Here is an 18469-nt window from a genome sequence, read left to right on the forward strand (position 1 = left end):
AGGTGAAAAAATACGATTATTTAATAGTGGGCAGCGGTTTGTTCGGCAGCGTATTTGCCCACGAGGCTGCAAAGCGGGGTAAACGGTGCCTGGTGATCGATAAACGGCCACATGCAGGCGGCAATATCTATTGCGGGCGTAAAGAGGGTATCAATATACATCAATATGGCGCGCATATATTCCACACCAATGATAAAAGCATCTGGGAGTATGTAAACTCATTTGTTGAATTTAACCGCTATACCAACAGCCCCATAGCGTTTTATAAGAACGAGGTTTACAATATGCCCTTTAACATGAATACCTTTTTCCAGTTATGGGGGGTAAAAACACCTCGGGAAGCTAAAGAGATCATCCGGAAACAAATAGATAGCCTGGATATTAAAGAACCGGCTAACCTCGAAGAGCAGGCCCTGTCGCTGGTTGGGGTTGATATTTATGAAAAGCTGATAAAAGGCTATACCGAAAAACAGTGGGGCAGGCCCGCTACCCAGCTGCCTGCCTTTATCATTAAACGTTTACCGGTTAGGTTAACTTATGATAATAATTACTTTACAGACCGGTACCAGGGCATCCCGATAGGTGGTTACAATAAACTGACCGAGGGCCTTTTAAAAGGTATAGAACTGCAACTGGGTGTTGATTATTTTGAACACCGCAAACAATTTGATGCGCTGGCTAACTACACGGTATTTACAGGGAAGATAGACCAGTACTATCATTACAGGTACGGGCAGCTGCAATACCGGAGTTTAAGATTTGAGCATCAAACATTAGATACCGATAATTATCAGGGCAATGCTGTGGTGAATTATACCGAGGCAGAGGTGCCCTACACCCGCATTATCGAGCATAAGCACTTTGAGTTTGGCACGCAGCCAAAAACCGTTATCACAAAAGAGTATCCCGAAGAATGGACGGCAAACAAAGAGCCTTATTATCCCATCAATGATGAACGTAATAACACCATTTTTAAAAAATATAAGGCATTGGCCGATAAGGAAACTGATGTAATATTTGGCGGCCGTTTAGCCGAGTATAAGTACTATGATATGCATCAGATCATCGGCTCTGCGCTGAAAAAGGTATCCGGTCACTTTGATGCACCTGTTTTACAAACCTGCTCCAATTTTGTTTAAATTAATTAATATATAATTTATTAATTATTAGATAAAAAGGCATTGTAATTGCGGCCTAATTAAAAACAACAATAATGAAAGTTACAGGAATTAAAAAAAAGCAGCATGTATTTGCCGATTACAGCTATGTACCGCTTGTGTTAGCAGCGCCTAAAATTGCCGGTTTTAAACACAACTTACCGGCGGCGGTTGTATGCCGCTCATTTGCATTAACTGCTTTAGCTTATAGCTTGTGTACAAAAGCCAGCTGGGGCGTAATAAAGCTCATCCCCTACAAGGTACACGCCGGTTTAGACGTGGCCTCGGGGATACTGGCATTTGCTGCCGGCGCAATGCCGGGCATCCGAATGATAAACCTGCCAGAAACACCTTTATACTGATGGGTATTACCGGCCTTGCAGTAGGCGTGCTTTCGCTGCTTGGTGCTAAAAGCACTAATAACCACAACAAATAATGTAATGTAAATATTAATTAACAATAAATCAGAATGATATGTTAGCAATGAATTACCGCGGGCCATACCGCGTCAGGGCAGAACAAAGGCCAATGCCCGAGATCCTTCACCCGGAGGATGCCATCGTAAGGGTAACCAGAACCTGCATTTGCGGGTCAGATCTTCATTTATATCACGGCATGGTGCCGGATACGCGCGTGGGCTCCACTTTTGGCCACGAGTTTACCGGTATAGTAGAGGAGGTAGGCCCGCTGGTGCAAAAGCTAAAGGTTGGCGACCAGGTGCTGGTGCCGTTTAATATTGCCTGCGGCAAATGTAACTTTTGTAAACAAGGCCTGTACGGCAATTGCCACGAATCTAACCCTATGGCTACTGCCGTTGGCGGCATTTTTGGCTATTCGCATACGGCGGGCGGGTTTAATGGCGGGCAGGCAGAGTATGTGAGGGTGCCTTATGCAGATTTTGGCCCAACCGTTATACCACCCCAAATGGACCCCGACGATGCCGTTTTGTTGACCGATGTTGTACCAACCGGGTACCAGGCAGCAGAAATGGGCGGCATAAAAGAGGGCGACACGGTGGTTGTCTTCGGCGCCGGGCCGGTGGGTATTATGGCTGCGCGTTGTGCCTGGTTCTTTGGGCCATCCCGTGTAATTATTATCGACCATGTTGACTATCGCCTGGAGTTTGCCAGAAATTATGCCCATTGCGAAGCCTACAATTTTAAAGAAATGGCAGACCCCGTAGTGTTCTTAAAAAAAGCGACAGACTGGTATGGCGCCGATGTATGCATCGATTGTGTGGGCTGCGAAGCCGAAGGGAATACTTTGCAAACGTTTAGCGGGCGGGTGGCCTTAATGCAGGCCGGGGCAGCAACAGCCTTGCAATGGGCCATTAATTCTGTTAAAAAAGGCGGTATTGTATCGGTTGTGGGCGTTTACGGGCCGCCGTTTAACCTGGTGCCTTTTGGTAATATTCTTAATAAGGGTATAACGGTAAGGGCTAACCAATCATCGGTTAAACGGTTATTGCCAAGGTTGATAGACCATGTTATGGCTGGCCGTTTAAACCCTAAGGGGCTTATTACCCATCGGGTACCATTAGAAGAGATCTCTGATGCCTACCGCCTGTTTTCATCAAAACTTGATAACTGTATAAAAACCGTGCTGATCCCATCGGCCAAACATTAAATATCATGAAAGCTAAGAACGAGGAATACAAAAATATCCCCGGCTGGGGCATGGATGCCGACCCGGAGAACGAACCTACCTACCCGATGAAAAACTACACGGGAGATGACCATAAACGCATTAATTACGAACGCTCTGAACAGCAGCCACAAACGGTTGAGATACTGATGTCTAAAGAACGGCCTGTGATAACCAGGGTGTTCGGCACATCGGCACCGCCCTCCGGCCTCAGCGGCGTCATCCGCAGGTATGCTTTTCAGCACAGTGAAGACAGGTACCGGCACTGGGTGCCGCTTATACTGGCCGACCGTATCAATATGTTTGAAGGATTGATAGATGATATTAAGCAGGGCCGGTTGCCTAATATCATCAAAGAACGCGGCCTGGCTATGGAATGGAAATATAACCGCACCAACGTTATTAAAAAAGCAGTTGAGTTGGCCGCTACCGGTATAATCTTGTATGCGCTTTTTAAAAGGAAAAAGTAACAGGGCAATAAGCGGTTGCCTGGTTTAAAGCAGCAGTATAATTTATAACTCAATATCATGGGAGCAGTATGAACAGATACGAGATCCATTTAAAGGATATCGAACGAATATTATTGGGGCAAGCGCCGCCCATATTCCTGCTCGAAGTGTTTTTTCGGGCATTAGTAACCTACACCCTGTTACTGTTCATTGTACGCTGGCTGGGTAAACGAATGACCGGGGAACTCACACTGATGGAAATGGCGGTTATGGTAACCCTGGGGGCAATCGTATCCACCCCTATGCAGGTAGCAGAGCGGGGTATTTTGCAGGGCCTCGTGCTGCTGCTATGTGCTGTAGGTTTACAGCGGGGGATCAGCTACCTGGGTTATCGTAGTCATAAAATAGAGAACCTGACACAGGGAAGGCCGTCGCTAATGGTTAAGGATGGCGTTTTTCAGCTAAGGGTAATGGAAGATGACCGCATCTCCCGCGAACAGCTGATCGCGGAATTAAGGCAGCAAAAAATATTGGGCCTGGGCGCTGTAGAACGGGTGTACCTCGAAGCCACCGGCACATTCTCTGTTTATCAGTATGATAAAAAACAGCCCGGACTGCCGCTTTACCCAAAGGGAGACGAGGTGATAAAAGAAGAAGGGCAGGGTATGATAAAGCCCGAGCCTGATTTTGACGCATGTGTTAATTGCGGGGCGGTTAAGCAAAAAAGCAGGGCAGGCGCCTGCAAAAACTGTAATTACGATCAGTTTACAACAGCAGTAGTGTAATGAATAAGCAACAAATCAAGTTAATGGATTTTAGGCGGATCTGGTTAGGAGATGTGCCCGTTGAATTTTACCTGGAATTGATCATCAGGGCGTTATTTGTGTACCTGCTGCTGATGGTTGCCATGAGGCTTATTGGCAAGCGCATGTCATCGCGCCTGGGCCGTACAGAACTGGTGGCGCTGGTAACGCTTGCCGCCACCATCGGTATCCCCCTTACCGCGCCGGAACGCGGCCTGCTGCCGCCTGTAATTATTGCCATTCTTGTAGTGATCATCAGCCGCTGGATAGCGGCAAAAGCATTTAAAGACCAAGCCTTTGAAACGTTTGCGCTGGGCGGCATAAGCACACTGGTAAATAACGGCGTAATGGATCTTGACACGATGAAGAAAGTAAGGCTAACGCGCGAACGCCTGGTAAGCCAGTTACGGCAAAGCGGCATCAAACAGCTTGGCGAGGTAAAACGCCTTTATATGGAAGCCAACGGGGGCTTTACGCTTATCCCAAATGAAAAACCATCGCCCGGCCTTTTTATCATCCCCCGGTGGGACAATGAACTTTACCGGCGCTTTATAAGGGATGATAACCGCCTTACCTGCGAAAATTGCGGCTTTACGCGCCAAAAACCAATAGAACAAAATAAACAACAGTGTAAAATGTGCGGGCATAATACGTGGACACCCGCAGTAACTAAATCTTAAGCCAATGCAACAACAAGTAACAACATGGGCGCTTAACGCATCCCCAAAAATTTTAAATGATAAAAGTGACCCGATATACCGGCACCAGGCCGGCCCTCTAAAATTTAAGATACAATTACTGGATGATTCGTTGTGGATCATTACCGGGGTAAATGATAAAAGTTGTACGGCCTTCCGTACGGCTTTTGCACCGGGCGGGATGACGGTGGATAAAATTGATGAGTTTGATAAGGGTGTAAATATAAAGCTGACTGGAAACAGCGGTGAGTTTAACGTAACTGTTGATTTCCCTGCGGGTGAGCATCCTGTTTTGCATTATCTGGTTAAGTTTAAGCCAAAGGCAAGCCTGTGTTTGCCGTTTTGGCCAAAAGATATATTGTTTGTAAAAAAAGGGGAGGAGCCGGAAGAAACGGATGGCGAATTATTTGTTAAACAGATAGGGATCCGTAGCGGGGTGGTTTATGCGGGTATAAAAAAACCGGGTAAAGGTTCGTTCCTGTATTTTCAAAACCTTACATCCCTGAATGATTATTGCATAGAAACAGAAACATCAGTTGCCGAAACGGTTGGCGGTAAATGGCCGGAATTTGGCTATTCGTTACCGGTTACTAAGGATAAACCATTGCCCGCCGGCATAGAATTTATTATTTCTGATGCCTATGTTTCATTCAGTACACAAACACCGGCAGATCAGTTTGAGGTTGCTAACGGCTATCTGGATCATCTTGCCGCTATTTACAAACTGATACCCAAGCCGAAAACCAAATACCAGCCTTTTCAGCAAATTGTTAATTATTCGTTAGCAGATCTGGAAAGTAATAAAGGCTGCTGGAGCCAGCATAAGGGCTGCTCGTACCTAAACGCTTACGTATGTGATTACAGCACCCCGCCCGAAATAATGGTGCAGTTAGCCGTATTACTGCCCATTTGGGATTACCAGGATTGGAAAGGCGAGCAATTTACTGTCGCTAACCAGATCTATGATAACATCCAAACTTTTTGGAATGATGAGTTACAAACCATTAAGCGCTGGCTGCCTTCTGTAGAAGATGAGCTGGATGAATCTGAAGAGCAAAAGGTACCTAACACCATGGATTCCTGGTACCTGCACCACCCGCTGTTAAACCTTGCCCGTATGGCCCTGGCGGGCGATGAAATGGCAAAAGATCTTTTTTTAAGATCTATAGATTATGCCATAAAGGTGGCCCATCATTTTAATTATGAATGGCCGGTGTTTTATAACATGAAAACGCTGGAGGTTTTAAAGGAAGAAACCGAGCCCGGTATGGGCGGTGAAAAGGATGTGGCCGGTGTATATGCGCAGGTAATGCTGCAGGCCTGGGACCTGACGGGCGACAGGCGCTTTTTAGAGGAGGCTAAGGTGGCAGCCAAATCGCTTATTAAGTTTGGGTTTGATATATTTTATCAGGCTAACAACGTAGCATTTTCAACTAAAGCTTTTTTAAGGCTTTATAAAGATACCAGCGATAAAGTGTATCTGGACCTTTGCCACTTGTTTGTTGCCAACATGCTTAAAAATGTTGCCATTTGGGAATGTGAGTATGGCTATGGCAAAAACTTCCCTTTGTTTTTCGGCCTTTTCCCGCTTAATAATGCACCCTATCTGGCTGTTTACGAAGAGCAGGAATGCTTTGCATCTATCCACGATCTGCTGGCCATGGCCGAAGGTACCGATTTTTCTGAAAGCGCAAGGCTGCTGCTTGGCGAGTATGTTAAGTATATGACTAACCGCGCGGTATATTATTACCCGCCTATGCTGCCAAAAGATATGCTATCCGAAGAAACAAAAACCGGTGAGATAGACCCTAAGCTGTGGATAGCATTGGAGGACATACATGATGGCTGGGAAAAAGCCGGCGTTGTAGGCCAGGAAGTTTATGGCGCGGGGATGTGTTTTGGGATTGTACCGCGGCACTACACCCGCATACCGGGCCAGGATTTTATGGTTTATATAGAATACCCTACAGGGCGTAAAAAAATAACGGAAGATACCTTAACCATAAAAGTATTAGGCAGCAAAGAGTTTACCTGCAGGCTATGTATTGTGCCGGTAAATGAGGATACAAAGCTGCCGCAAATAAATATTTTGTGCGGCAATAGTAACGATCAGGAGCAATTTGATCATCAGCCGCTTAATACGGGTAATACAGAATTTACGGTACACGGCGATCAAACCATTATTATTAAATGGGCCGCTGATAAAAATAAACGGAAACAATTAAGCTATGGAGCAAAAAATGAAAGCAGCGTTTAAAACGCTTGAAGGGACTTTTGAGCTTGGCGAGGCCAAAGCCCCCGAAATTACACAGCCCGACTGGGTGATAGCAAGGGTTAAGGTTGCCGGCATATGCGGTACCGACCTAAGGCACTGGAAAATAGAAGAACCCGAACTGAAGTGCAAGATAATGGGGCACGAACTATCTGGCGAGGTGGTAGAAGTTGGCCCGGCGGTTACCCACGTAAAACCGGGCGACAGGGTAGTTATTGAAACCTTGCTTGGTGATGATACCTGCGAATGGTGCAACATACAGCAATACAATATTTGCCCCAATTTATACCCGGTACGCATGAAAACCATATCGCAGGCTTTTGCGCAATACGTGGCGGGGCCATGCCGAAAGTTCTACAAACTGCCGGATCATGTAAGTTTTGAAGAGGCTACACTGCTGGATACCTTTTCGGTATGTATGCATGCCATACAGTTAAGCGGCATCAAAATAAACGATAAAGTGGTGGTTATTGGTGCCGGATGCATAGGCCTGGGGCAGCTGCAGCTGGCCAAAGCCTGCGGTGCCGATGTGCTGATCACCGATAAGGTAGCTTCGGCGCTAAATGTGGCCAAAGATTTAGGGGCCGATGAGATTGTTCATACAGATACGGAAGACGCGCATAAAAAAGTAATGGAGTTTACCGGCGGGCGCGGTGCAGATATTGTTTTTGAATGCGCAGGCGGGTCGGCAATGCCCGTTACTTTGCCCCAGGCGGTTTCATTTACGCGTATTGGCGGCAAGGTGGTGGTAGTTGGCGGCTTTGAAAAAGACCAGAAAAAGATTGAACTGGATTGGGCGCAAATGCAAAAATCAGAGATAAAGCTGATCCTCAGCGCCAGTTATTCTTATTGGGGAATATACCCCGAAATGCAAATGACGCTTGACCTGCTGGCCAAAGGCAAGCTGAATGCCCAAAAACTGATCACACATAGTTTTGCTTTGGATGATATTAACCAGGCCTTTGATACCGCCCGGAAAAAGGAAGAAACAGGGGCCATTTTTGTGGCGCTAAAAATATAAACATTTAATAATTAAGCATATGAATACAGCTGATTTAGATTTAAATACCCCCGCCCAACTGAATGGTATGGGGGTTATGATAACCGGCGGTACAACCGGCATTGGCCGGGCCACCGCTATTTTACTGGCGCAAAAAGGCGCTGATGTATTAATAGTTGGCAACAGCCAGGATCATTTGGATGATACGCTGAACAGCATGCAGCAGGCCGGGTTGCAAAGCCGGTGTACCGGCATCAAGGCCGACCTGGCAACGGCAGATGGCATACAGCAAATTTTTACAAAGGCAGATGAAGTACTTGGCAAAGTAGATGTACTTATTAATAATGCAGCGTTGGCGCATCAGGATGTAAACGATGGTAATTACGAGGATTGGGAGCGGGTTATAAAAACCAATTTGCTTGGCTATATCGCCTGCACCAGTTACGCGGTTGACCGTATGGCGCCCAATGGGCGCGGCCATATTGTTAATGTAGGATCGATGAGTGCAGATGTACGCGAAAAGGGCAGTTCGGTTTATGTGGCCACAAAGGCGGGTATCCAGGGCTTTTCTGAAGCCCTGCGTAAAGAAATTAACGAACAAGGCATAAAAGTTACGCTGATTGAACCGGGCGCAGTGGGCACAGATATGCAGCCTGCTGCCCCGGAAGAGCAGCAGCAAAAACAAAAGGACCTGGAGATGCTGACGGCCGAAGACATTGCAGCCGCCATTGTTTATGCGCTTGAACAACCACTGCGCTGCGATGTGGTAGAATTAAAGTTAAGGCCTCACTTACAAATTATTTAATGGCGGGAATAAAAGACGAATACCGCTTTTTTTGCAGCCAGCCCCGGGCCATGCGTACGCTGCTGCTTACTAATATGGCCTATGCTTTTGCAATACCCGTTATCGAATTGTTTATCGGTGCTTACATCATCAGGAAATCTGATGATGTAAGCCTGGTTATGGTTTATCAGCTGGCACAGGGGTCGGGTATCCCCGTTACTTTTATCCTTAACGGATACTTACTGCGTATTATGCCTATTGGCTGGCTTTATGCCGCCGGGATGATCATCAGCGGGCTGGATATGGCTGTTATGATGCTGCTGCCGCAGTTAGAAATGGCCGGCATAGCACTTATCGGCTTTATTATGGGGCTGTCTTACGGTTTTTTTTGGGCAAACAGGGTATCGCTTGCTCTTACCAGCACGCGTGATACCAACCGCAATTACTACTACGGCCTCGAATCATTTTTTTTCACGGTGGCCTCTATCATCATGCCTTTATTGGCGGGCTATTTAATTGCGGCTACGCAAAAGCTGGGATGGCTTGGCGGTAACATTAACGGCGCATACCGCATACTTACCGGCCTGGTTATACTGCTCACTTTAACAGCATCATCCATTGCCATTCGCGGGAAGTTTAAAAACCCGCCGAGTGCGCGTTTTATCTACTTTAAATTTCACCGCCTTTGGAACAAGCTGCTTGCCATGGCTGCGCTTAAAGGTGTTGCCCAAGGGTTTATAATTGCAGCACCGGTTATGCTGATCATGAAACTGGTAGGCAGCGAGGGGTCTGTGGGTTCTTTCCAGTCTGCAGGGGCTTTGCTATCGGCGGGGATGCTTTATATCCTTGGGCGCAAAACGTCCTCCAGGCATCGCAACGCTATCTTTACAGCCGGGTTGGGGCTGTTTGTAATAGGGGCGGTGGTAAACATGCTTTTATTTAACGCTGCCGGGGCTATTGTATTTGTTGCCTGTATGGTATTCTCGCGCCCGCTGCTTGATCTGGCTTACTTCCCTATACAGCTTGGTGTAATTGAATGTGTTGCCTCTAAAGAACGCCGCAATCAGTTCGCCTATATCTTTAGCCATGAGGTAGGCATATACGTGGGGCGTTTGTTTGGCTGTATGTTATTTATCCTTGTGGCCCGTTTTATAAATGAGGATGCTGCTTTGCGCTATGTGCTGCTGGCCGTTGCGGTAGTGCAGTTTGCATCTATACTGGTTGCCCGGTCTATCCAGAAAGATCAGGAATGGTGCGAGGTATCAGGCGGCGAGCCGATAGTGCCCCAGCAATTAAAAGAACCGGCCGAACTTTAAAGCCTTGCAAGCCTAAACAAACAGGCCCATACTTTTGCAGGGTATTTAAATTAACAAAAAAGAGCTGATCGTCAGCTCTTTTTTGTTAAAAAACTAAACTCTATTTATCGTAAGCGATGCCTAACTGATCTGCAATTTGCTGTATTGCCGTGTAGTGCTGCCTTAATATGGGCAGCGTTTTAGCAGCAAAGGCTTTAAGGTCGGGGTCGGGCAGGGTTTGGGCGGCATGTTCAAACAGCATTACCGTTTTTTTGTGGTCTTTAACCATCATGTTTACATAGCTTCTGTCAAAATCGGCCCCTTTGCTTGTTGTCAGCATGGCATCGGGTGCAACAAGGGTTGGCGAAGGTTCGGGAATGTTCCAGTTTTTAGCCGCTACAATTGATTTGAGTTCGGTGTTGGCTTTGGTATGGTCCGTGATCATCTGAGCGCCAAATTTTTTCACTTCATTGCTTTTGCCTTTTTGCGTAGCAAGTTTCCCGGAGTTTACTTCTGTAATGCCCCCTTTGGCTGCATGGGTTACAAATTAATAACAGCCGTATCGGGTTGGGTAGTTTGTGCCTGTGTACTGATCCAAAAAACAAAGGGCGAGCAGGGTCATTATAATTTTTTTCATTGATGTTTTAAGTAGATGGTTAATAAATGGATAGTAACAGCATGGCTAACCAATGCTGTTACTATAATTAACGTTGCGGGGTAGTGCCCGATGCTGCAGCAGTATCCTGCCTGTTGGCGCTGGTATCCCCGGCAGCGGCACCGGCCTGTGATGATGCGCCGCTTGTTGTACCCGAGTCTGCCCCCGTTGCCGAACCGGTACCGGTGTTGCTCCCGGTGCTGTCCTGGCTCATCGAACTGCTGTCGGTAGTGCCTTGTTTATTGCTGCCGCTGCAGGCAGCAAACAGCGTAAGGCTTGCACAAATGGCTGCCATAAAAAAGCATTTTTTCATAGTTGTTTATTTTGTTGTTATTTGTTTAAAAAATTATCTGTTCCCTCTTTCATCGAATAACTCCAGGTGATACAGAGGCGAATGAGCGGTAAATAAACCCGCAAATAATGATAGCATCCCCAGTAGCAAATGCGGTAAAAACACAAAGTGATAAAAACCGTATATCCATGGGGCCGCAATAAGTATTATACCGGCAAACATATCTATAACCAAATGCAGCTGCATCGGGAAAACCTTGTACAACCCCAATGGATGATTGCTGAAGATGGCCATAAGCAATTGCATACTGCCAAGTAACAGGGGCAGGTACAAAGGCGCGCCGCCCAGGCTTGCAAAGCCGAATACCCATGGGGATGCTGCTGTTAACAGGCCGCCTGTATAATCTAAAATACCGTGTGTTTTTAAAGAGATCAGGGGTTTCATAATTATCATTGGTTCATGCTGTCTGTTATAAAGTGCCTGCAATTGCAGGCACCCATAACAGTATCTAACTAAAAATGAAAACAGGTTTTAATTTTATTACGGTAATATGGTATCCTTTATATTTTCTAATATCCCTTTGCCTTCGCTACCGGTTAACTGCTGCTCCTGGGCATAACCTTTAATATCTGGCGGGCCCAGTACCGGCTCCTGGCCCTGGGGCTGTGCATGTACAAATGTAAACTCGCCCTTGCCGTCAATAGATGGTCCGCTTGCCCACCGGCCGTCCGGCGCTTCGGGCCTTTCTATATTTGTGCTTACAAAGGCATACTCAAACGCCCTGATCTGGTCACTCATCGGGAAGGTATTAGGGATGGGCAGGTTTGCGTTTACGCCACCCAGATCCTCAATAACCGCCAGCCATTGATTTTGGTGCATGGTATCCCTTGCTATTAAAAAGGCCAGCATATCTTTCATACCGGGGTCATCGGTTAATTCCCAAAGGCGTGTAGCCAGCACCCTGCCGGTAGATTCGGCCATTACATTGGCATACATATCAGCTGCAATATTGCCGCTGCCTACCACCCACGAGCCATTGAACGGAACACCGTTACTATCCACGGCCATGGCCGCCAAACCCGATGACAGCACATGCCTGGGGTCCATTCCGCCCATAATGCTGCCAACAATGGGGTTTTCGCCCGCAATTTTATCTTTCAGATCATTGGTAGCGCCTTCCAGGTTCAAGGCAACGGCGGTACTTAGCATTTCGATATGCGAGATCTCTTCGGTACCGGTATCCAGCAGCATATCGCGGTATTTTACCGGCCCGCGGCTGCCCCATGCCTGAAAAAGATATTGTAGGCAAACCCTTATTTCTCCTTCAATCCCACCTATAGCCTGTTGCAGTAATTTGGCATAGGCCGGGTTAGGGTTTTCTACACGTACCTGGTACTGTAGCTTTTTGTCGTGATAGAACATTATTTAACCTCCTTTGATTATGATGTGACTTTTGTTGCTTTAAAAAAGACCGGGTAAAATGGACAGACTTATGCTGTAAAGGAGCGGGTGCGAATGTTATTAATTATACAACATGTTGCCTGTAATTATGTTTTACAAATTAATAAAATTAATTAAAAAATATTAAAAAAGGATATTTAACTATTTGATTAATTATAAATTAAACATTTTTAAATCTGGATAGTTTCTTAATTGTGGTGATACACTGGTTTACCCCAAGTATTGCCGCTGATAGGATAAGGTATTAGTATCAATAAATATGACATGGTTAAACAAACAAACCCCTATCTGGATATGGGTGCTTGGTATGGGGATCTTGTTTCTGGCACTTTTTGTTTTGTGCTGGTGGCTGTATCATAAAAATTAAATAGCAATAGTATGGCAACAGAAAACAATATGGCCCCGGGCCAGCAAAATGCCCCCGAGAATGGCAAAACAGTTTACCGGCCCGATCAGGCAGATGGCAGTGAAATTATCAGCGGGGCCCGGCAGGAGGATCAGTTGGATAAGCAAAAGCAAAATGCAGCCAGCCAGCCTGATGAACATCAAACCGGCGCCTCCCCATCAAAAAATACGCTGACACAGCAGGATTTTGCCGGTGAAGTGAAAACCTTTAGTCCCCCGCAGGCCGGGCGCCCTGCGCTCGAAACCGAAGATGGTAAGAACAATGGCGCCCTGCCCGAAGCTTTTAAAAACCAAAAAAGTAATCACCCCTAAAAATAAGATCATGGATAACAGCACAGGATATGTAAAGGGCCAGAAGGTGATCACCCCGGCTGGCGAAGGCCAGGTATTGGATGTTGCCGGCGATGAGGTAACGGTGCAATTGGAATCTGGTGTGGAAAAAAGTTTTTCGGAAGCGGATCTGCAAGATGATTCTGACGCCGGATAGTAAGATCTTTAAAATAAAAATGATAAAATATGGCAGCAAATAACGATCCGACAAAAAAATACAGTAACGATGCGTTTCCGCAACAGCAGCAGGATACGCCCGGTACCGAGCAGCAGATGAGCCCCAAGGCCGATCATGGAGAAACGTCTTACTATGGCTGTAACAAACTTGCCGGCAAAAAAGCTATCATAACGGGTGGCGATTCGGGCATTGGCAGGGCTGTAGCTATTGCTTTTGCCCGCGAAGGAGCAGATGTTTTGATCGCTTACCTGGATGAGCACCGGGATGCAGCAGAAACCGCTGGTTATATTGAAGCTGCGGGCAAAAAAGCCGTACTGGTTAGCGGCGATATTTGCGAAGAGGCCCATTGTAAAAAGATAATAGATACCGCTGTGGCCGAATTGGGCGGGGTAGATATCCTGGTTAATAACGCCGCTTTTCAAATGTCGCGCAACTCTTTACAGGAAGTATCTGCAGCAGAGTGGGACCGTACCTTTAAAACCAATATTTACCCCATGTTTTACCTGTGCAAACTGGCCGAAGAGCATTTAAGGCCCGGCAGTGCGGTTATCAACACTACTTCGGTAAATGCCTATAAGCCCCGGCCAACGCTTATTGCTTATGCGGCTACTAAGGGGGCCATACAAAACTTTACCTCCAATATGGCGCAGCTTTGGGGCGAAAAAGGCATCAGGGTTAATTGTGTAGCCCCCGGCCCCGTCTGGACGCCGTTAATACCGTCTACCATGTCTGCAGAAGAAGTAAGCTCGTTTGGGCAGGATGTGCCTTTACAAAGGGCCGGGCAGCCTGCAGAATTAGCGGCAGCGTATGTGCTGCTGGCATCTGATGATGCCAGCTATATCTCGGGCGCTACCATACAGGTTACGGGTGGTTCGCCAACTATATAATTATGTATTAAAGCCATGAAAAAGTTAACAGCAATATTATTAATAGCCGTTAGTGTAACTGCTATAGCCTGCAAAGGCAACCCGCAGGGGGCAATGGGGGCCAATGATAAGCCCGATACCACCGCCTTTGATAAAGAAGATGATGAAACCGGCCGGCCGGCAGCTACCAAAAACGACACGACCGATAAAAATATCGGCCCCGGTAATGATAAGAACCACGTTGCCGATTCGGAGCATAAAAAAAAGCACTGATAAAGCTATTGCATGCCGCCCCGGCAAATTTGTTTTGATGTTGCCGGGGCACAAAGCGGGTAACACCTGGTAGGGTTACCCGCTTTATTTTTAATCTGATGGCCGGTACACAGGCCTTTTATTAACTATTTTAAAGCCCGGCTGCGCTCAGCTTCAGGCGGTTTTAGTTGATGGTTCTATGTCGAAAGAAAAATCCGAAATGTCAAAAAGTATAATTTAATTACAGCATCCCCGCAATGTTAACCTGGCCAAAGCGGCAATATTTATAGTATAGATTAAATAGTTTCCTTGGATACGGATGGCTTTTAAAAACGTAGTTAAATTATCATAAATAGGCTGTCAGGGATAGGGGATTTATAAATATCAAAATGTATAATTCATATTCTTGCTATTCTCATATTATTGTTACATAATATGATCGCCGCCCTTAAAAATAAAGTTCGAGATATTTCGATATCAAAAAAATTATATTTTACCATCGCTATTATGGGCCTGCTGATCATCGTTGAGCTATGTTCCCTCTTTTTTGCCATTACCACATTATCTTCTGTAAGGGCATACGTAGCAGGCGAAGGCTTATGGTCTAAAGCGCAAAAAGATGCCCTGTTTAACCTGCACGTATATGCTTACTCGCATGATGAAAAGGATTACGCCGCTTTTGAGGAATTTATAAAAGTACCGCTGGGCGACAGAAAGGCACGGGTAGAACTGGAGAAGCCAAACCCCGATCTGGTTAATGCCCGGCAGGGGCTGCTGGAAGGCCGCAACCATCCGGATGATATAGACGGGATGATAAAGCTGTTGATGCGGTTTCATAACGTGTATTACCTGGACAAAGGCTTTAAGGCCTGGACAAAGGCCGAGACGATGCTTATCCGGCTTTTGCCTATCAGCCAAAAGCTGCATGCCATGGTAAAGGCTAAGGCTTCGCAAAAACAAATTGATGTTTTAGTGGCGCAAATAAAGCGTGTAAATGCAGAAGTTACCCGGTCTGAAGATGAATTTTCGTTCACCCTGGGCGAGGGCGCACGGTGGCTGGAGGGCCTTGTGCTGCGAATTTTGCTTACGCTATCACTCACTATCGGCACTACCAGTATCCTCATCACCGTATCGGTAAGCCGGGGTATCGAGCGGGGCATTAATGCCATTATTGATGGCGCCGATTTAATAGGGCAGGGTAACCTGAGCACCCGCGTTAAAATTTATGCCAATGATGAAATTGGGATGCTTGCTGCCTCTTTTAACCACATGGCTGCCGGGCTGGAGCGTAATATAACCGACCTGAAAGAAACGGAGGAGAAGTTGATTCTGGCAAAGAAAAAGGCCGAATCATCTGAAAAGGCCAAACGCATCTTTTTGGCCAACATGAGCCACGAGATCCGTACCCCGATGAATGCGATACTTGGCTTTGCCGGCTTGCTGCAGGAATCTGACATGGATGAAGAGCAGCGCCGGTATATCGATATCATCAGGCAATCGGGCGGTAATTTGCTGGTGATCCTGAACGATATCCTTGATTTTTCAAAAATTGAGGCAGAAAAAATATCTTTTGATTCTGCACCGTTCCATCTTAGGGATATGGTAAGCTCCACCATAGAATTGCAGGCAGAAAGGGCCACGCAAAAAAGCATCAAACTCATCGCTCATTTTGATGACCGCATCCCCAGCATTATTTGGGGTGATGCGGTGCGGCTTAACCAGATCCTTTTAAACCTGATATCAAACGCAGTAAAATTTACGGTTGAAGGTGAAATAAATATTTTTGTTAACCTGATTGAAGACAAAGCCGAAGAGGCGTTGATAGCGTTTGTGGTTAAGGATACGGGTATAGGCATCTGCGAGGATAAGCAGGAGAAGATATTTGAGGTTTTTGAACAGGCATCCACAGCCACATCATCAAAATTTGGCGGCACCGGCCTGGGGCTTAGTATTGTAAAAAAACTGGTTGAAATGCAGGGCGGCAGGGTTAGTGTTAAAAGTATGCCCGGTAAAGGCTCGGTATTTAGCTTTACCATGGCCTTTAAAAAAGAAGGCAGTAACGATACGCAAGATAAAAAAACCGAAATATCTTTAGTAAAACATACAGATGATTTACAGCAAGGTGAAAATAAGCGCGTATTGGTGGTAGAGGATAACCCCATCAATAGTTTGCTGGTAACAAAAGTGCTTAAAAAGCAGGGTTATGAAACTGATCTGGCCGAGAACGGAAAGGTAGCTATAGAAAAATATGAAGTAAATGATTACGATATTATTTTGATGGACCTGCAAATGCCCGAGATGGACGGCTACGAAACAACTATCCACATCCGTAAGTTGGCAGGCTATAAAAAAAATATCCCCATTATTGCCATGACGGCCCATACCATTAAAGGGGAATTTGAGCGCTGTATAGCAATTGGAATGAATAATTTTATATCCAAGCCTTTCCAGCCGAATGACCTGTATGAAAAAATGAATGCGCTGCTGCAAAAAGGTTAAAATATAAATTGCTGAATGGTTGCCCGGCCCATTGCTTGTACCGGTGCCCCATCCATTTTGGCTGCCGGTTACATGGTATTGCTGCTGCAGGTAGCACATAAATAATATTGGCTTAACTTTAGTAACTTTTTCGATATTTAGTTTCGCTAAAAAATGCCAGTATGTTTAAGATAACAAAAGTTTCCGCATTAATTTTATGGTGCCTGTTTTGGGCTGTAAGTTCGTTTGCCCAGCAAAAAGTTAAAAAGGCGCTGTTCATCATTGCAGATGGCATCCCGGCAGATGTTATTGAAAAGCTACCCACGCCAAACCTTAATGCTATAGCCAAACAAGGTAAATACCTGCGCGCCCATGTGGGTGGCGATAAGGATGCCTATAACCAAACGCCCACCATATCTGCAGTGGGTTACAATAGCTTGCTTACGGCTACCTGGTTTAATAAACACAACGTGCCCGATAATGATATTAAAAACCCTAACTACAATTATCCAACCATCTTCAGGCTGTTTAAAGATCAGTACCCTAATAAAAAGATAGCGGTATTTTCCAGCTGGCTGGATAACCGCACCAAGCTGGTTGGCGATGGTTTGGCTGCTACCAATAACCTGCATGTAGATTACCACGCCGACGGTTTTGAACTGGATACCATCAACTTTAAGCACGATGACGAGAGCGCCTATATGCACCGGATAGATGAGATGGTAATTGACGAGGCAGCGGCAACGATCAAAAAAAATGCGCCCGACCTAAGCTGGGTGTACCTGGAATATACCGATGATATGGGCCACCGTTATGGCGATAGCCCGCAGTATTATGCTGCTATACAAATGATGGATAAGCAGGTAGGCCGCATTTGGGACGCGATACAATACCGCCAGAAAAACTTTAACGAGGAGTGGGAGATATTTATCACTACAGACCATGGCCGTGATGAGCGTACAGGCAAGGGCCACGGCGGCCAGTCTACCCGCCAGCGCAGCACCTGGATGGTTACCAACGCCAAAGGCCTTAATAGCTATGCCAGGTATTATTACCCCGGTATTGTAGATATTGCGCCAACCATTGCCCGGTTCATGAACATTACTATCCCGGTAAGATACAAACGGGAGATTGATGGTACACCGCTAACCGGGCCCGTTTCTGTAGCCGAAGCTAAAGCCAACCTGGTACAGGGCAATATAGATGTAAGCTGGAAAGCTTTAAACAAAGGCGAAAAAGTAAAGATCTGGGTAACTGCTGCCAACAATGTTAAGGAAGGCAAGCCCGATACCTACAAGTTTTTAGGCGAATACCCTGCCGATGCCGAACATGCGCTGGTATCTGTTAAAGATATGCCCTCAAACTTTTATAAGGTGGTGATAGAGGGGCAGTATAACACACTGAACCGGTGGATAACGCCCGAGGTGAAGAAATAGATCAAATTAGTGAA

At 46.1% G+C, this 18469-nt stretch carries 19 protein-coding genes and 1 pseudogene; 16 read left to right on the forward strand and 4 right to left on the reverse strand.

What is annotated here, in order from left to right; translation table 11 throughout:
• Positions 1 to 2: 2 nt before the first annotated feature.
• The 10 genes from glf to E2R65_RS11405 all read left to right on the forward strand — a co-directional run bounded on the left by glf (position 3) and on the right by E2R65_RS11405 (position 10123).
• Positions 3 to 1139, forward strand: a complete 1137-nt coding sequence (gene glf, locus E2R65_RS11360; RefSeq protein ID WP_134336604.1) for a UDP-galactopyranose mutase — start codon at positions 3 to 5, stop codon at positions 1137 to 1139.
• 74 nt (positions 1140 to 1213) lie between these two features.
• The gene (locus E2R65_RS11365) at positions 1214 to 1519 is read left to right on the forward strand and encodes a hypothetical protein (protein ID WP_134336605.1); all 306 of its coding nucleotides are present in this window, start codon (positions 1214 to 1216) and stop codon (positions 1517 to 1519) included.
• 112 nt (positions 1520 to 1631) lie between these two features.
• Positions 1632 to 2783, forward strand: coding sequence for a zinc-dependent alcohol dehydrogenase (locus E2R65_RS11370; RefSeq protein ID WP_134336606.1), 1152 nt, complete (start codon positions 1632 to 1634; stop codon positions 2781 to 2783).
• 5 nt (positions 2784 to 2788) lie between these two features.
• Positions 2789 to 3271, forward strand: coding sequence for a hypothetical protein (locus tag E2R65_RS11375; protein ID WP_134336607.1), 483 nt, complete (start codon positions 2789 to 2791; stop codon positions 3269 to 3271).
• A gap of 68 nt (positions 3272 to 3339) precedes the next feature.
• Entirely contained in the window at positions 3340 to 4035 is a 696-nt protein-coding gene (locus tag E2R65_RS11380) for a DUF421 domain-containing protein (RefSeq protein ID WP_134336608.1), read from the forward strand.
• Positions 4035 to 4733: a DUF421 domain-containing protein gene (locus tag E2R65_RS11385; RefSeq protein ID WP_134336609.1), complete on the forward strand. Its 699-nt coding sequence runs from the start codon at positions 4035 to 4037 to the stop codon at positions 4731 to 4733. Before E2R65_RS11380 ends, E2R65_RS11385 begins: the two co-directional genes overlap by 1 nt.
• Before the next feature lie 4 nt (positions 4734 to 4737).
• A complete protein-coding gene (locus E2R65_RS11390) occupies positions 4738 to 7008 on the forward strand; it encodes a hypothetical protein (RefSeq protein ID WP_183500355.1) in 2271 nt (756 codons plus the stop codon).
• Positions 6980 to 8044 (forward strand): zinc-dependent alcohol dehydrogenase, encoded by a 1065-nt coding sequence (locus E2R65_RS11395; protein WP_134336610.1) that lies wholly within the window; start codon positions 6980 to 6982, stop codon positions 8042 to 8044. Before E2R65_RS11390 ends, E2R65_RS11395 begins: the two co-directional genes overlap by 29 nt.
• A 19-nt stretch (positions 8045 to 8063) precedes the next feature.
• Positions 8064 to 8828, forward strand: coding sequence for an SDR family oxidoreductase (locus tag E2R65_RS11400; RefSeq protein ID WP_134336611.1), 765 nt, complete (start codon positions 8064 to 8066; stop codon positions 8826 to 8828).
• A complete protein-coding gene (locus E2R65_RS11405) occupies positions 8828 to 10123 on the forward strand; it encodes an MFS transporter (protein WP_134336612.1) in 1296 nt (431 codons plus the stop codon). Before E2R65_RS11400 ends, E2R65_RS11405 begins: the two co-directional genes overlap by 1 nt.
• Before the next feature lie 100 nt (positions 10124 to 10223).
• Here the strand turns inward: E2R65_RS11405 and E2R65_RS11410 are convergent.
• The 4 genes and pseudogenes from E2R65_RS11410 to E2R65_RS11425 all read right to left on the reverse strand — a co-directional run.
• A pseudogene (locus E2R65_RS11410) lies at positions 10224 to 10637 on the reverse strand (DUF4142 domain-containing protein); the annotation flags it as partial.
• A gap of 169 nt (positions 10638 to 10806) precedes the next feature.
• Positions 10807 to 11070: a hypothetical protein gene (locus E2R65_RS11415; RefSeq protein WP_134336614.1), complete on the reverse strand. Its 264-nt coding sequence runs from the start codon at positions 11068 to 11070 to the stop codon at positions 10807 to 10809.
• Between the two features lie 33 nt (positions 11071 to 11103).
• Complete coding sequence (locus tag E2R65_RS11420; RefSeq protein WP_134336615.1) at positions 11104 to 11493, reverse strand: SPW repeat domain-containing protein; 390 nt, start codon at positions 11491 to 11493, stop codon at positions 11104 to 11106.
• Between the two features lie 96 nt (positions 11494 to 11589).
• Entirely contained in the window at positions 11590 to 12471 is an 882-nt protein-coding gene (locus E2R65_RS11425) for a manganese catalase family protein (protein ID WP_134336616.1), read from the reverse strand.
• Between the two features lie 417 nt (positions 12472 to 12888).
• On the opposite strand from E2R65_RS11425, the gene E2R65_RS11430 reads away from it, so the two are divergent.
• The 6 genes from E2R65_RS11430 (at position 12889) to E2R65_RS11450 (ending at position 18455) form a co-directional block, all read left to right on the forward strand.
• Positions 12889 to 13227, forward strand: a complete 339-nt coding sequence (locus E2R65_RS11430) for a hypothetical protein (RefSeq protein WP_134336617.1) — start codon at positions 12889 to 12891, stop codon at positions 13225 to 13227.
• Positions 13228 to 13237: 10 nt separating this feature from the next.
• Positions 13238 to 13402 carry a hypothetical protein gene (locus E2R65_RS19630; RefSeq protein ID WP_158285260.1) on the forward strand — a complete coding sequence of 55 codons (165 nt, stop codon included), beginning with the start codon at positions 13238 to 13240 and terminating at the stop codon, positions 13400 to 13402.
• 29 nt (positions 13403 to 13431) lie between these two features.
• On the forward strand, positions 13432 to 14310 hold the full coding sequence (locus E2R65_RS11435) for a glucose 1-dehydrogenase (RefSeq protein ID WP_134336618.1): 879 nt from the start codon (positions 13432 to 13434) through the stop codon (positions 14308 to 14310).
• Between the two features lie 15 nt (positions 14311 to 14325).
• Positions 14326 to 14562: a hypothetical protein gene (locus tag E2R65_RS11440; RefSeq protein ID WP_134336619.1), complete on the forward strand. Its 237-nt coding sequence runs from the start codon at positions 14326 to 14328 to the stop codon at positions 14560 to 14562.
• Positions 14563 to 14976: 414 nt separating this feature from the next.
• Positions 14977 to 17040, forward strand: a complete 2064-nt coding sequence (locus tag E2R65_RS11445) for a response regulator (RefSeq protein ID WP_134336620.1) — start codon at positions 14977 to 14979, stop codon at positions 17038 to 17040.
• Between the two features lie 161 nt (positions 17041 to 17201).
• The gene (locus E2R65_RS11450) at positions 17202 to 18455 is read left to right on the forward strand and encodes an alkaline phosphatase family protein (RefSeq protein WP_134336621.1); all 1254 of its coding nucleotides are present in this window, start codon (positions 17202 to 17204) and stop codon (positions 18453 to 18455) included.
• The last annotated feature ends 14 nt before the right edge of the window (positions 18456 to 18469 follow it).

The organism is Mucilaginibacter phyllosphaerae, from assembly GCF_004378255.1.
Classification (GTDB): Bacteria; Bacteroidota; Bacteroidia; order Sphingobacteriales; family Sphingobacteriaceae; genus Mucilaginibacter; species Mucilaginibacter phyllosphaerae.